We start from the raw sequence: 12,846 nt of genomic DNA, 5'->3' as shown, positions 1-12,846 counted from the left end.
CCGACTATCTGGTTTTGAACTCAACCTTTCCGGTGCTCATTCGGAAGTTCCCGTTCGAGTACAGTGTGGGGCGCGCCTCAACGTGGCTGCCGCTGTACTTCTCCACGTGTCGGATCTGGACACCACCGGGAACGGTGAAGTCGATCAATGCAATGGCAACCCAGTACGAGAAATTGCGGTTGTTGAACAGTGGCACCGTTACGGTGGAGCCCCGCCCGTCGGTGATGACTGCCCGAGCACCGTAGGACTTGAATGAACCGGTCCCATTTTCCACCGCGCTGTAGGCACACAGAAGGACGTAGCCCTGGAGGTCGGGGCGACGGATGGTAATAGTCTCGCGGCCCGGTACCCGGGCGTCGCCGTCCAGGGCGATGTAGGGCGGCGCAAAGGGCGACCCGAGCTGTCGGTAGTAGACGACCTGATCTGACTTGTTCGGGCGCTTGCCAGGCGGGGTGACAAGACTTCCAGGGACATAGAGGGCGTACAGGTCGAGGTCAGCGCCAGCTCGTCTTCGGGCTGCGCTTCCGCCGTTCCATTCGAGTGTGGCCGTGACGACGAGGCTTGGGTCGTCCTTGCGCATGTCAATGGTCGCCTGGCCGGCCTTGGTAAGGGCTACTTTGCCCAGAGGGACGAGGGGGCGCGTCGGTGGCGTCAGCGGGACTGCTGCACCGGCCGGTGAGATGTTCGGTGCGTAGGCGGGTCGTGGCGGCGCAGTGGGTGTAGGCCGAGTCTGCGTGGCCGTCGCCGCAGATGGAGACTGCGCCGTGGACGGTCCGGGGTCATCTACAACGATGCCGAAGTCCGAGGCCAGGCCCGCCAGCCCCGTGTCCCATCCCTGGCCTACTGCCCTTGCCTTCCAAACGCCTGCCCGTCTGTAGAGCTCAACGAGGATGACCACCGTCTCCCGATGCGTGAGCGGCGGCGGGGCAAACGTGATCCGTGCGCTCCCACACTCGATGACAGCGTGAGGGGTGTTGCTCGCGTCGAAGTGAGTAGCCCGCAGTTCAGGGTCGATGCTGGCGACGATCTCAACGCGGTCGACTGTCGCAGGAGCCGCAGCCAGATCCGCAACGATCGTCTGCCCGCTCAGTACGATCCCGTCCTGCGACGAGTGGTTGTAGAAGACCAGATCGTCATCATTCCGCACCTTGCCGTCCTGCCCGAGCAGAACAGCGGAAACGTCGATGCCCGTAGTGGGCGAGGTGAGGGTGACGCGGCAGACCGCTGCGGACAAGACAGCGTTGCCGCCTTTGGCAAGGGTGGTGGTCATGGATGCCCTCTCACGGTGGTGCGTACATCGTGGTACCTGCAGCCAGCCCGTGCAGGACAAACAGTGATTTCCTATGGTGAAGCACTCCCAAGGCGCTCGTGTGCCTGAAGTGGCAAGGTGTGCTGGTAGTCCTGCTGCCCGTCTCAGTTTCCGTCTCATTCAGCGCCGTTCACGGGCGTTCAGGAGAGACCCAAAGCCCCACCACCACAGTTGGAAAGCGTGCAGGTTGCTGTCCCGTGCCTGACTGGGACAGCAACCAAGGGAGGGGGGTGGCGTTGTCGTGTATGCCCCTGTGCGTAGGTACAGCGGGGGAGCACGCCGTAGCTGAGCAACCAGCCGTACGCCCGTGCGCGGGCTCATGGCGGGAGACGGAAGTACTTGTGACGGTCATGCTGAGTACTTCCATCCAGTTCGGATGGTTTCAGCAGGGGGGAATCGTCATGTCCGCTATGCGCGTTTCACGAGGTGCTGGAATAGGTACGGCTTGGGCGTTGGTCGTGAGCGCCGCGATCATCATTCCGATCGGAAGTGCCGCACCGGCCGCAGCAGGCAATCGGTGGACGTGCCCCGCCGGTGGAAACCCGAGCCTCTGGGACCCGCGCTATATGTCGACGGTGGGGACTGCTGAGGTCTGGTGGCGGAAGATCGAACTGCGCTATCACAGCGGTACCCGGTGTGCGTGGGGGCGCATCTCCAACGGCTCACGTGGTGACTCGGTTTGGGTGGACTGGTCTGCCAACGGCGGGCAGAGCTGGGAGCAGTTGGACGTGACCAAGATCCCGCGCGGCGGCCGCGAGGCGCATACGGTGGCTCACAATGACGCCGGGTATGTGATGCGGGCGTGCGGCAAGGCGGGCAACCGTCGTGAAATCGTCTGTACAGATTGGTACTAGCTGTCTGTTGCTGGAGACAGGCCGGTTCAGAGTACGTCGGAACCGCAGTCACGGACCTGCGCTCTCAGGGCCGTTTCCGCGTACAGCAACGCAGTACAGCAACCTCAGCAACCGACCGAGGTCAACCCTGAGCCGTATGAACCTCATGGCAACCTGTATGACCTTCAATGACCGATCTCTACAGAGCTACGGATCAGAAGGGGTGTCGCTCTCCGTGGGCGTCGAGAGCATCGGTGTAGCGCTGTAGCTTCGCCCCGAGTTCCGCCTGGAGGAGCCTTGCCGCTTGGCGGGCTTCCTCCAGGTCGCCGGCCGCGCAGAGTTCGACGAGCTCGGCCACGTCGGCGGAGAGGATCCTGAGGGTGTCGCCCTGGACCAGGACTCCAGGAAAGCGACGGCCAGGCAGACGCACCACAGCGTCGTTGCCGGCATCGGTGAACAGCTCGGCTTCCACTCGTTCCATCGGGTCCCCGTCTCATTCAGCTTGGTTCAGGGCCGTTCGCAGCGCCCAAGCTCATGTCACGCAGCCGGAGACGCTCTGTCAGCGTCGACCAGTAGCCTGCGACGATCAACCGTCGCATGTCTGGAGGCTTCGTGGAGGCTACTGCTCTCGTCAGTCCTGTTCGGTTGTGGTCGGCACCGGAGGTATTGGAGCGTCCGAGCCCAGTGCCGGGTACGGCAGGGGTCTATGGGTGGCACTTCAAGCAGCCGCCACACCCGGACCTGGACGCCGGGCGCCTGCTCTACGTTGGGATAGCTCCGCGGTACATGGCGAACCGGACCAGCACGCAGAACCTGCGCAAGCGGGTGCGTTACCACTACAGGGGTAACGCGGCTGGCTCGACGCTGAGGCTCACCCTCGGATGTCTGCTCGGACTTGAGCTGCGCCGCGTGGGCAGTGGCAAGCGGATGACTTTCGGCAAGGTCGGCGAAGCCACCTTGACCCGGTGGATGGCGGACAACGCGCGGGTGTGCTGGATCGAGCGGAGCGAACCGTGGGAGCTGGAGTCGCAGCTCATCTCTCAGCTCGACCTCCCGCTGAACCTCGACCAGAACCGCCACAACCCGTTTCACATTCGCTTGAAGGAGATCCGGGCCCAAGCACGTCAGCAGGCACGGGAGTTGCCCATCAGCTCGTAGGCCGCCGAAAGGGTGGCCGGGCCGTTGTCTGGGCCGTCTCTGGGCCGTCCGAGGTCGCTCAGCAGTGGCCAATGATGACCAACGACGACCACCAGGCGCACGAGCCCAACGCACCTGACCAGCAAAACCCAGCTCACCAAGATCCCCGGCAAGACCCAGGGCAAGAAGAAGTAGGGTTTGTGATCACGCCCCTGACCTGCGCACATGGTGCAAGTCGGGGGCGTTTTCATGGCCTGGGCCCAGTGCACCTGGGGAGAGTCCGCAGTGAGAATCATCCCTGCCCAGCCGGTCGACGTCGCTACGCTGCTGGCCTTCCGCGAGGAAGCTGCAGCTTGGCTCTCCCGTCTCGGCATCGACCAGTGGCAACGCCCCTACCCCGCTGACAAGCTGTTGGAGACCATCCGGGCGGGAACTGTGTTCATGGTCCTGGACGGTGACGCGACGGCGGCGGCGATCACCCTGACCCCCGAAGTGGAAGAAGGGCTCTGGACAGAGCAGGAACTGGCCGAGCCCTCTCTGTTCATCAGCAAGCTCAGCGTGGCGCGCACATACGCCGGACAGAACCTCGGTGGACGTCTGCTCGAGTGGGCCGGAGACCGTGCGTACCGAGCCGGGGCCAAATGGCTCCGGCTCGACGCGTGGACAACCAACGAAGACCTACAGGTGTACTACCTCCGTCAGGGGTTCGAGCACGTCCGTACGGTCCTGGAGGGGGCAGCGATCAACGGGGGGCCTCGGGTGTCAGGTTGGCTGGCTCAGCGCCAAACCCGGCCGGCAGAGCATGTCTTCACGGACGAGACCCCGGAGCCTGCGCGTATCGGCAGCACCTGAACGACCGGCGGTCGATCCCATGGGCCTTCTCTACGGCACCGGTTGTCCCTGCGGGGGCAGGTTTCCGCCCTCTCCGGCGGGAGCGGCAGACCGACGTGGGGCCATCTGGCCGGCCAGCCACTCCAGGTTCTCCCACACGCGTGGCTCGCCGTAGTCCTGTCGCTTCGCTTCGATCCAAGGCCGGTAGTTGTTCCACACGGCGATGATGAGGCCGCCCCAAGCTTCGTCGATGACCCTTCGGTCGAAGGCGTCCGTCTGCGCGCCTACGGCCAGGAAGTTGAACGTGGTGAGGTATGCACTGATCAGCTTGGTCGATTGCTGGTCGCCTGACAGCGAGAGACTGATCAGAGCGGCGATGGCCCCATGATCGCGCTCATTCGGTATCCCCTCATCGAACAGCTCCTTCCGCCGGTCCATATTGGCCGTGAGGTACTCCATGGTTGCCTGCTTGCGCCGCCTGTCGTGATCTTGGGCTGTGCCGCGGGACAGGAGGAGCAGCTGCCACGCCAGTGCGCCGAAGGCGATGACACTGACGACTAGAGAGCCGAACGAACCAACCAGGGACCACAGTTCATACGACGTCACGGCCGGATACTTTACGGAAGAGGCGCAGCTCGCGGGGCTGTTTCCGACATCGACAGGCACGTACCGAAGAACGGGCCCGCCAGACCCAGGGCAAGAAGAAGCAGCCCTCTCGACCCAGCCTCCCACCCGCGCGATACGCCGCCGGTGGGAGGCATTTCCAGCCCGGCCGGTCGTGTCGTCGAGCGGCCGCCGTCACGTCCCCGACGGTCGTGGCTGTTCCGGTGGTACCGAGCTCTCGGCCGCCGCCATCCACTGATCCAGGTCGGCCTGGGTGAACTCTGCCCACGGGGGGACCCCGGGGAGTCGACGGAGGAGGTCGTAGGCCTCGGAGATCTGGGCTCCGCGCAGGACCGGGCAGTGGCAGCCGGCGATGACCTCGGCGTTCAGGTGTTGGAAGTCGTCGACGACCGCGCCGAACTTCTGGGAGTCCAGCAGGGCGACCCAGGGGGAGACCAGCCGTCCGCCGAAGAACTGGCCGTCGCGGAATTCGTCCGGCGACAGCGCCGCCGTCTCGGGCACAGGGGTCGGCACGTTCGTGGCGAAGGTGTCAACGGCCCACAGGACACCGGCCTTCGGGTCGAAGAGGGCGCGGGTCGTGGGGTTGTCGTACAGAGGCGGTCGCTTGGCGACCAGGGTGCGATCGCCCACGTCGATGGTGTCGCCGTCGGTCATGAAGCGGCACCGGTTGACGGGGGTCTCCCACTCCTCAGCCATGCGGCCGATGGAGAACCAAGTCGTCAGCAGGGTCGCGTTCGGGCATTCCGCGAGGACCGCGAGGAGGTTGCCGGCGTGGTCGCGGTCGTCGTGGGTGAGGAAGATCCACCGGACGTCCAGGGGATCCACGACGGACCAGGCTGCCTCCAGCCACTGGGAGCGCACTGCGGGCGCCCCGGTGTCCACAAGGACCGGTTCGGCTCCCCGGATCACCATCGAGTTCATCGGGAAGTGGCCGACCGGAGGGGCCTCAAGGGCCCACGGGATGACGAACGTCTCCTCAGCGATCTTGTACGGCTGCAGAAGGTCGAAACTCTCCATGGCTGTCATCGCTGCTCTCCTGGAACGGAGTCGCGTCGGGCCGTGGTCGATCCCCGTTCATGAGTCCTCGTCGGTGTGCCGACGGGGACTCCATGCGTCGAGCCGGTCGACTGCCCGGGTGTGACCTCGTCGGTCCGGGGTCAAACCGACAACGGCACCGCGTGCACCTCGTCCGCCCGGTGGCCCGCCCGTTCGTGGATCCGCTGGACCGCCTCCGCCGACGGGGCCTCCGAGAGGCAGTACACGACGCCGGACTCGGGGTCCGCCCAGGCGCGCTCGAAGTGCACGCCCTCTTCCTTCTCTATCGCGAGGTCGGCCTGGTGGGCCTCCATCAGCTGGTCGGCCGTGATGCCCTGCATCCCACGGTGTACGTCCATGTACCGCGCCATGGCCTGCACCTTCCTGCCATCCCCGAGCCGAACGGTCTCTCCTGCGCCCCCGCTCCTCCTTCCTATGCTCCCCCTCCTCGCCCGCCCGGTCGACCCGGGACGACGAGGGGCCCCGGGATCACCCGGGGCCCCTCACGGTCGTACGAGATCCAGCGGTACCGCTTCAGCCGCACTGGCACGGGTTGCCCGACTGGCACCCGCATCCGCACCCCGAGCCGCAGCCGCACGCGCCGATGACCGTCAGGGTCCTGATCGCGGCGGGCTGCTCGGTCGGGCGTTCCTGCGTGGGGTCGGGCTGGGGAGTGCTGGGGGATTCGGCCATGGTCCCTCCTGGAGATGAGGGCCTGACCTTCCGACCGCCGGACCCACCGCCGGTCCAGACCCTGTCCTCATTGCATGCCCGCCCCCCTGGGCGCATCAACGGCGCACGGAGGCTCGTACCCGCCCCGAACAGCATCGAAGGCGCCGGTTCAGGCTCCTTCCACGCCCGTCACCGGCTGGATCTCCTGCTGGAGCTCGTCCGCGTGCTCACCCGTCACCAGATACACCACGCGCTTGGCCACCGACACCGCGTGGTCGGCGAACCGCTCGTAGTAGCGGCCGAGGAGGGTGACGTCCACCGCCGTCTCGATGCCGTGCTTCCACTTGTCGTCCAGCAGGTGCTGGAAGAGCGTGCGGTGCAGCAGGTCCATCTCGTCGTCGTCCTGCTCCAGCTGGAGTGCGAGGTCGACGTCCTTGGTGATGATGACCTCCGCCGCCTTCGCCATCAGGCGCTGGGCGAGCTGGCCCATCTCCAGGATGGTGGCGTGCAGGTCGTGGGGGATGGCCTTCTCGGGGAAGCGCAGCCGGGCCAGCTTCGCCACGTGTTGGGCCAGGTCGCCCGAGCGCTCCAGGTCGGCCGACATGCGCAGCGAGGTGACCACGATACGGAGGTCGGTCGCCACCGGCTGCTGGCGGGCGAGCAGTGCTATCGCCCGGGCCTCCAGGTCGTGCTGGAGGTCGTCCACCTTCTGGTCGGCCTCGATCACGCTCTCGGCCAGCTTCAGGTCGGAGTCGAGGATGGCCGTCGTGGCGCGTCCGATCGCCGAGCCGACCAGCCGGGCCATCTCCACCAGACCGTCGCCGATCGAATCAAGTTCCTCGTGGTACGCGTCCCGCATTGTCGGTTCCCTCTCGTACGTCATTCCTGTGGGTTCCAGGGGCCAAAACCGGCCGCGAAACCGGTGCTGCGTACCCCACGCTCCCACGTTCGGACCTCTACGCGTCCGTTTCCGCCCTCCCAAATGAACCAACACTGGCTCCAAGGTGAACTCTGGGCGACGAGTGTTCGAGCTCGCGCTCGGACGGCTGTGGCCAGGACGGAACCCATGCCTAACCTGGAGGCATGGACGTGAACGCGGCGGTCGCCGCAGCGGCAGCGATCGCCGGTGTGCTCACCGGTGTCATCGCGATGCTGGCGTTCCGCTGGAGCGAGCGGGAGCAGAAACGCCCCACCCGCACCTCCCTGCACACGGACCCGGTGCTTCCGCCGGGCGTGGACACCGTCCTCTCCGTGCTCCGCTCCTCGGCCGTCGTCCTCGACGAGGCCGACGCGGTCGTCAAGGCCAGCTCCGCCGCGTACGCCCTCGGGCTGGTCCGCGGCGGCAAGCTCTCCGTGGAGCCCATGCTCCAGATGGCCCGGGACACCCGCAGGGACGGCGAGATACGCCAGGTCGAGCTGGACCTGCCCAGGCGGGGGACCGGCCGCGGGGAGGCCCTCGCGGTCTCCGCCCGGGTCGCACCCCTCGGCTCCCGGCTGGTGCTGCTCCTCGTGGAGGACCTCACCGAGGCCCGGCGCATCGAAGCGGTACGACGCGACTTCGTCGCGAACGTCAGCCACGAGCTCAAGACCCCGGTCGGCGCGCTCTCCCTCCTCTCCGAGGCCGTCATGGACGCCTCCGAGGACCCGGAGGCGGTGGAGCGCTTCGCCGGCCGCATGCAGATCGAGGCCACCCGCCTGACCAGCCTGGTCCAGGAGCTCATCGACCTCTCCCGGGTGCAGAACGACGACCCGCTGGAGGACGCCGAGCCGGTCCGCGTGGACGAGCTGGTCGCCGAGGCCATCGACCGGTGCCGGCACCAGGCGGGCACCAAGCAGATCACCATGGCCGCCGCCGGCGCGGCCGAGCTCAAGGTGTGGGGCAACCGCGGCCAGCTCGCCGCCGCCCTCGGCAACCTCGTCGAGAACGCCGTCAACTACTCGCCCGCCCGCACCCGCGTCGGCATAGCCGCCCGCCGGGTGTCCGCGCCGGGCGGCGACCTGATCGAGGTCGCCGTCACCGACCAGGGCATCGGCATCTCCGACAAGGACAAGGAGCGCATCTTCGAGCGCTTCTACCGCGTCGACCCGGCCCGCTCCCGCCAGACCGGCGGTACGGGCCTCGGTCTGGCGATCGTCAAGCACGTGGCCGCCTCGCACGGCGGGGAGGTCACGGTGTGGAGCTCGGAGGGACAGGGCTCCACGTTCACCCTCAGGCTGCCGGAGGCGGGCGCGGCCCGCGACCGCGCGCTCCAGCACCCCGACCTCGACGACGAGGACGGGCATTCCACCCCCGAGTCGACTTCTTACGACCCGCTTCCCGCCCCGGAGGTCCTTCCGTGACCCGAGTGCTCGTCGTCGAGGACGAGGAGTCCTTCTCCGACGCCCTGTCGTACATGCTCCGCAAGGAGGGCTTCGAGGTCGCCATCGCGGCCACGGGCCCCGACGGACTCGACGAGTTCGAGCGCAACGGCGCCGACCTCGTCCTCCTCGACCTGATGCTGCCGGGCCTGCCCGGCACCGAGGTGTGCCGCCAGCTGCGCGGCCGCTCCAACGTCCCCGTCATCATGGTGACCGCCAAGGACAGCGAGATCGACAAGGTCGTCGGCCTGGAGATAGGAGCCGACGACTATGTCACCAAGCCGTTCTCCTCGCGCGAGCTGGTCGCCCGCATCCGAGCCGTCCTGCGCCGCCGCGGCGAGCCCGAGGAGGTCACCCCGGCCGCGCTGGAGGCCGGTCCGGTCCGCATGGACGTGGACCGCCACGTGGTCACGGTCTCCGGCTCCAAGGTCGACCTGCCCCTCAAGGAGTTCGACCTGCTGGAGATGCTGCTGCGCAACGCCGGCCGCGTCCTGACCCGCATGCAGCTCATCGACCGCGTCTGGGGCGCCGACTACGTGGGCGACACCAAGACCCTCGACGTCCACGTCAAGCGCCTGCGCGCCAAGATCGAACCGGACCCGGGCGCCCCGAGGTACCTGGTGACGGTCCGCGGCCTCGGCTACAAGTTCGAGCCGTAGACAACACCGCTCCACGACAGGAAGGGCGGGACCTCCGAGGAGGTCCCGCCCTTCCTGTCGTACAACAGCTGCTCAGCTGCTCGCGGGCGACCCGGAGACCGTCGCGCTCGCGGAGGCCGCGTCGGTCGGGGTCGCGGAGCCGCTCGGCGTGGCCGAACCGGTCGGGGTCGCGGAGCCGGTCGGCTTCGGCGAGGCCGCCGGAGCCGACGGGACGGCGCTCGGGCCCCACTTGTCGTAGTAGCTGTCGGCCGGGACCACGAAGGCCCGCAGGCTCACGTCACCGGTCGTGCTGAAGGTGAAGGTGACCTTCTGCGCGTTGCCGTTCTTGACGCTCTCGCCGAGCTCGCTCACCGCGGCGGAGGCGTTGCCCTTGCCACCGAGGACGACGGAGCCGTGGGCCGGGACGGTCACCTTGCCCTTGCCCTTGGCGGGCGTGATCTCGGCGCTGCCCCCGCCATCGATGCTCACCGAGTCCAGCGTCTGGGCCTTGTCGCCGGAGTTGAAGACGGTGGCGGAGATCGCGGCCGGACCCGTGGTCTCGCCGGAGGCCTCGGGGGTCGGCTGGGTGATCACCACGACGTTCTGGAGCTTGATGTCGCCCACTTGGGTCTCTGCGTTGTCCGGCTTGACCTGCAGCGTCTGGGCGTTGTTGCCGGCCGAGCACGCGGAGAGCGCGGCGACCGAGAACGCGAGGGAGGCGGCGGCGAGGGCGCCGCGTCGAAGGCTGCTGCTCACGGCGGCGGCAACTCCTTGACTTGAGCGGGGCGGCCCGTAAAGCCGCGCTAAGTGTCTGTCAGCGGCCTTAGGTTACCGAGCCGTTCCCGGTGGGCCGCACCCGACCCTCCCCAAGAGGCGTGTCACCTGGTTCACAAGTGACCCGTCAGTCACTTGCATCCCGCACTCCGGCGCTCGTCCGGCATTCACATAAGAGCCTTCCGCATCCAGTGGCAAAACTTCCGTGAAGGAATGCGCGATCGCCCCCGGAATTGATCACCGCCTGATCCGCCGGTCGCGCGTGATCAATTCCGGATTCGGCGGGGAAGTGACTCCGGACACCGAACGGAGTAGCGGAAGTCGCACACTTGGAACCGGACATTTGGGGACGTTAGCCCGCCTGGAGGGGCCTCCGGATGCGTGTAACGTACGCGTTTCACCTCGCCCGGAGAGCCGCTCCGACCTGCGAATTCCCTCTTCCGCTCGGCCTCCGCAGCACGTTCCTGTTGCTGTTGTCAAGCCCCGAGATATGCCCTGACCTGCGAAAACGCCATTCAGAACCCGCAGTTTCCGTGTTACCCTGGATAGCCACGGAAGGGGTACCTGTCACATGACGTTCAAGGTTGGCGACACCGTGGTCTATCCCCATCACGGGGCCGCGCTGATCGAGGCTATCGAAACTCGCCAGATCAAAGGCGTGGACAAGACCTACTTGGTGCTGAAGGTCGCCCAGGGTGACCTGACGGTACGTGTGCCAGCGGACAATGCGGAGTTCGTCGGCGTGCGTGATGTGGTCGGTCAGGACGGGCTGGACCGGGTCTTCGAGGTGCTGCGCGCGCCGTACGCCGAGGAGCCCACTAACTGGTCCCGTCGTTACAAGGCAAACCTGGAGAAGCTCGCCTCCGGCGATGTCATCAAGGTCGCGGAAGTCGTGCGTGACCTGTGGCGTCGTGAGCGCGAGCGCGGACTCTCCGCAGGTGAGAAGCGCATGCTCGCCAAGGCTCGGCAGATCCTGGTGAGCGAGCTCGCCCTCGCGGAGAACACGAACGAGGACAAGGCCGAGGCGCTGCTCGACGAGGTTCTCGCGTCCTGAGCGTCCCTGTGCAGGCACCTTGCCCGCTCAGCTCAGCACACTGAATCTTCCTTGCCGCACTGAAATGCCGCGGTGCCCGATGACGCGAAAGCTGTCGCCGGGCGCTGCGGCATGTCTGTCTCCGGATCCCGAATCCAAGGAAGCGCCGGATGCCCCGAAGTGCCGTGCGCCTGTTCCTCTCGGAGAAAGATCCCCCGATACTTGGCGTGCCGGGCCCGGGCAGCTGGCTCGACCGGTGTCACGGAAGGGTCCGGTCAAGGCGTCGCGCCCGGCACGCTGTCTCCGTACCCACGTTGGCCGAGCACACAAACCTGACAGGAACCGATGTCTGACGTTTCGCGCCCTTCGCCCGCCGAAGCACGTGCGGAGGCCCGCACCGCGGTGGTGATTCCGGCCGCCGGAAGGGGCGTACGCCTCGGTCCGGGCGCCCCCAAAGCGCTCCGAGCGCTGAACGGCACCCCCATGCTGATCCACGCCGTCCGCGCGATGGCCGCGTCCCGGGCCGTCTCCCTGGTCGTCGTCGTGGCCCCGCCCGACGGTGCCGGCGAGGTCAAGCAGCTCCTCGACGCGCACGCGCTGCCCGAGCGGACGGACTTCCTCGTCGTCCCCGGCGGCGACTCCCGCCAGGAGTCGGTCCGGCTGGGCCTGGACGCCCTGCCCTCCGACTTCGACATCGTCCTGGTCCACGACGCGGCCCGCCCGCTCGTCCCGGTCGACACCGTCGACGCGGTCATCGAGGCCGTACGGGAGGGCGCGCCCGCCGTCGTCCCGGCGCTGCCCCTCGCGGACACCGTGAAGGAGGTCGAGCCGGCCAACGTCCCCGGTGTGCCCGAGCCGGTGGTGGCGACCCCGGTCCGCGCGCGCCTGCGTGCCGTGCAGACCCCGCAGGGCTTCGACCGGGCGACGCTGATCCGCGCCCACGAGACCGTCACCGAGGACGTCACCGACGACGCGAGCATGGTCGAGCAGCTCGGGCTCACGGTCGTGGTCGTGCCCGGTCACGAGGAGGCCTTCAAGGTGACCCGCCCGCTGGACCTGGTCCTCGCGGAGGCGGTCCTGGCCCGCAGGAGGCTCAACGATGGCTTCTGAGCAGCCCGTGATCCTGCCGCAGGTCGGCATCGGCACCGACATCCACGCCTTCGAGGAGGGCCGCGAGCTGTGGTGCGCGGGCCTGAAGTGGGAGGGCGAGGGCACGGGTCTGGCCGGCCACTCCGACGCGGACGTCGTCGCCCACGCCGCCTGCAACGCCCTCTTCTCCGCGGCCGGCCTCGGCGACCTGGGCCGGCACTTCGGCACCGGCCGCCCCGAGTGGTCGGGTGCATCCGGCGTCACCCTGTTGACGGAGGCGGCCCGGATCGTGCGGGAGGCGGGCTTCCGGATCGGCAACATCGCCGTACAGGTCGTAGGACCGCGTCCGAAGATCGGGAAGCGGCGGGACGAGGCACAGAAGATCCTGTCCGAGGCGGCCGGGGCGCCGGTGTCGGTGTCCGGGGCGACGACGGACGGACTCGGGTTTCCCGGCCGGGACGAGGGCCTGATGGCGGTGGCGACCGCGCTGGTGGTCAGGACCGCGAGCTGACT

Annotated in this window: 16 protein-coding genes; 8 read left to right on the top strand and 8 right to left on the bottom strand. The window is 67.6% G+C overall.

What is annotated here, in order from left to right; all coding sequences use genetic code 11:
- Nucleotides 1–4 precede the first annotated feature (4 nt).
- Nucleotides 5–1,270 (bottom strand): TerD family protein, encoded by a 1,266-nt coding sequence (locus M2163_RS24010; protein WP_280894978.1) that lies wholly within the window; start codon nt 1,268–1,270, stop codon nt 5–7.
- A gap of 497 nt (nt 1,271–1,767) precedes the next feature.
- On the opposite strand from M2163_RS24010, the gene M2163_RS24005 reads away from it, so the two are divergent.
- Nucleotides 1,768–2,163, top strand: a complete 396-nt coding sequence (locus tag M2163_RS24005; RefSeq protein ID WP_280894977.1) for a hypothetical protein — start codon at nt 1,768–1,770, stop codon at nt 2,161–2,163.
- Nucleotides 2,164–2,356: 193 nt separating this feature from the next.
- Here the strand turns inward: M2163_RS24005 and M2163_RS24000 are convergent, their stop codons facing one another.
- Nucleotides 2,357–2,623 (bottom strand): hypothetical protein, encoded by a 267-nt coding sequence (locus tag M2163_RS24000; RefSeq protein WP_280894976.1) that lies wholly within the window; start codon nt 2,621–2,623, stop codon nt 2,357–2,359.
- A 305-nt stretch (nt 2,624–2,928) separates the two neighbouring features.
- Here M2163_RS24000 and M2163_RS23995 point away from each other — a divergent pair, with 305 nt between their 5' ends.
- Together M2163_RS23995 and M2163_RS23990 are read left to right on the top strand one after the other, a co-directional pair.
- Complete coding sequence (locus M2163_RS23995; RefSeq protein WP_280894975.1) at nt 2,929–3,300, top strand: GIY-YIG nuclease family protein; 372 nt, start codon at nt 2,929–2,931, stop codon at nt 3,298–3,300.
- Nucleotides 3,301–3,564: 264 nt separating this feature from the next.
- The gene (locus M2163_RS23990) at nt 3,565–4,131 is read left to right on the top strand and encodes a GNAT family N-acetyltransferase (RefSeq protein WP_280894974.1); all 567 of its coding nucleotides are present in this window, start codon (nt 3,565–3,567) and stop codon (nt 4,129–4,131) included.
- A 30-nt stretch (nt 4,132–4,161) separates the two neighbouring features.
- Here M2163_RS23990 and M2163_RS23985 read toward each other — a convergent pair whose 3' ends face one another.
- From M2163_RS23985 to phoU, 5 genes are all read right to left on the bottom strand, one after another.
- Nucleotides 4,162–4,716: a DUF4760 domain-containing protein gene (locus tag M2163_RS23985; protein ID WP_280894973.1), complete on the bottom strand. Its 555-nt coding sequence runs from the start codon at nt 4,714–4,716 to the stop codon at nt 4,162–4,164.
- A 192-nt stretch (nt 4,717–4,908) separates the two neighbouring features.
- Complete coding sequence (locus M2163_RS23980; RefSeq protein WP_280850768.1) at nt 4,909–5,760, bottom strand: MBL fold metallo-hydrolase; 852 nt, start codon at nt 5,758–5,760, stop codon at nt 4,909–4,911.
- A 131-nt stretch (nt 5,761–5,891) separates the two neighbouring features.
- Nucleotides 5,892–6,140, bottom strand: a complete 249-nt coding sequence (locus M2163_RS23975) for an SCO4226 family nickel-binding protein (protein ID WP_280850769.1) — start codon at nt 6,138–6,140, stop codon at nt 5,892–5,894.
- Between the two features lie 163 nt (nt 6,141–6,303).
- Complete coding sequence (locus tag M2163_RS23970; RefSeq protein WP_167348002.1) at nt 6,304–6,462, bottom strand: hypothetical protein; 159 nt, start codon at nt 6,460–6,462, stop codon at nt 6,304–6,306.
- A 148-nt stretch (nt 6,463–6,610) separates the two neighbouring features.
- Nucleotides 6,611–7,300 carry a phosphate signaling complex protein PhoU gene (gene phoU, locus M2163_RS23965; RefSeq protein ID WP_053851307.1) on the bottom strand — a complete coding sequence of 230 codons (690 nt, stop codon included), beginning with the start codon at nt 7,298–7,300 and terminating at the stop codon, nt 6,611–6,613.
- Nucleotides 7,301–7,524: 224 nt separating this feature from the next.
- Between phoU and M2163_RS23960 the strand changes: the two genes are divergently transcribed.
- Both M2163_RS23960 and M2163_RS23955 read left to right on the top strand, forming a co-directional pair.
- The gene (locus tag M2163_RS23960) at nt 7,525–8,781 is read left to right on the top strand and encodes an ATP-binding protein (protein ID WP_280850770.1); all 1,257 of its coding nucleotides are present in this window, start codon (nt 7,525–7,527) and stop codon (nt 8,779–8,781) included.
- Nucleotides 8,778–9,458, top strand: coding sequence for a response regulator transcription factor (locus M2163_RS23955; protein ID WP_007382946.1), 681 nt, complete (start codon nt 8,778–8,780; stop codon nt 9,456–9,458). The genes M2163_RS23960 and M2163_RS23955 overlap by 4 nt, the downstream gene beginning before the upstream one ends.
- Nucleotides 9,459–9,530: 72 nt before the next feature.
- On the opposite strand, the gene M2163_RS23950 is transcribed toward M2163_RS23955, so the two are convergent.
- Nucleotides 9,531–10,193 carry a copper chaperone PCu(A)C gene (locus M2163_RS23950; RefSeq protein ID WP_280850771.1) on the bottom strand — a complete coding sequence of 221 codons (663 nt, stop codon included), beginning with the start codon at nt 10,191–10,193 and terminating at the stop codon, nt 9,531–9,533.
- A 589-nt stretch (nt 10,194–10,782) separates the two neighbouring features.
- Between M2163_RS23950 and M2163_RS23945 the strand changes: the two genes are divergently transcribed.
- The 3 genes from M2163_RS23945 (at nt 10,783) to ispF (ending at nt 12,844) form a co-directional block, all read left to right on the top strand.
- Nucleotides 10,783–11,265, top strand: a complete 483-nt coding sequence (locus tag M2163_RS23945; protein WP_003953493.1) for a CarD family transcriptional regulator — start codon at nt 10,783–10,785, stop codon at nt 11,263–11,265.
- A 324-nt stretch (nt 11,266–11,589) separates the two neighbouring features.
- The gene (gene ispD, locus M2163_RS23940) at nt 11,590–12,354 is read left to right on the top strand and encodes a 2-C-methyl-D-erythritol 4-phosphate cytidylyltransferase (protein WP_280894972.1); all 765 of its coding nucleotides are present in this window, start codon (nt 11,590–11,592) and stop codon (nt 12,352–12,354) included.
- On the top strand, nt 12,344–12,844 hold the full coding sequence (ispF, locus tag M2163_RS23935) for a 2-C-methyl-D-erythritol 2,4-cyclodiphosphate synthase (RefSeq protein ID WP_280850773.1): 501 nt from the start codon (nt 12,344–12,346) through the stop codon (nt 12,842–12,844). Before ispD ends, ispF begins: the two co-directional genes overlap by 11 nt.
- Nucleotides 12,845–12,846 lie beyond the last annotated feature (2 nt).

It is taken from the genome of Streptomyces sp. SAI-135 (assembly GCF_029893805.1).
Taxonomy (GTDB): domain Bacteria; phylum Actinomycetota; class Actinomycetes; order Streptomycetales; family Streptomycetaceae; genus Streptomyces.
This window is presented reverse-complemented; position numbering and strand designations above follow the sequence as displayed.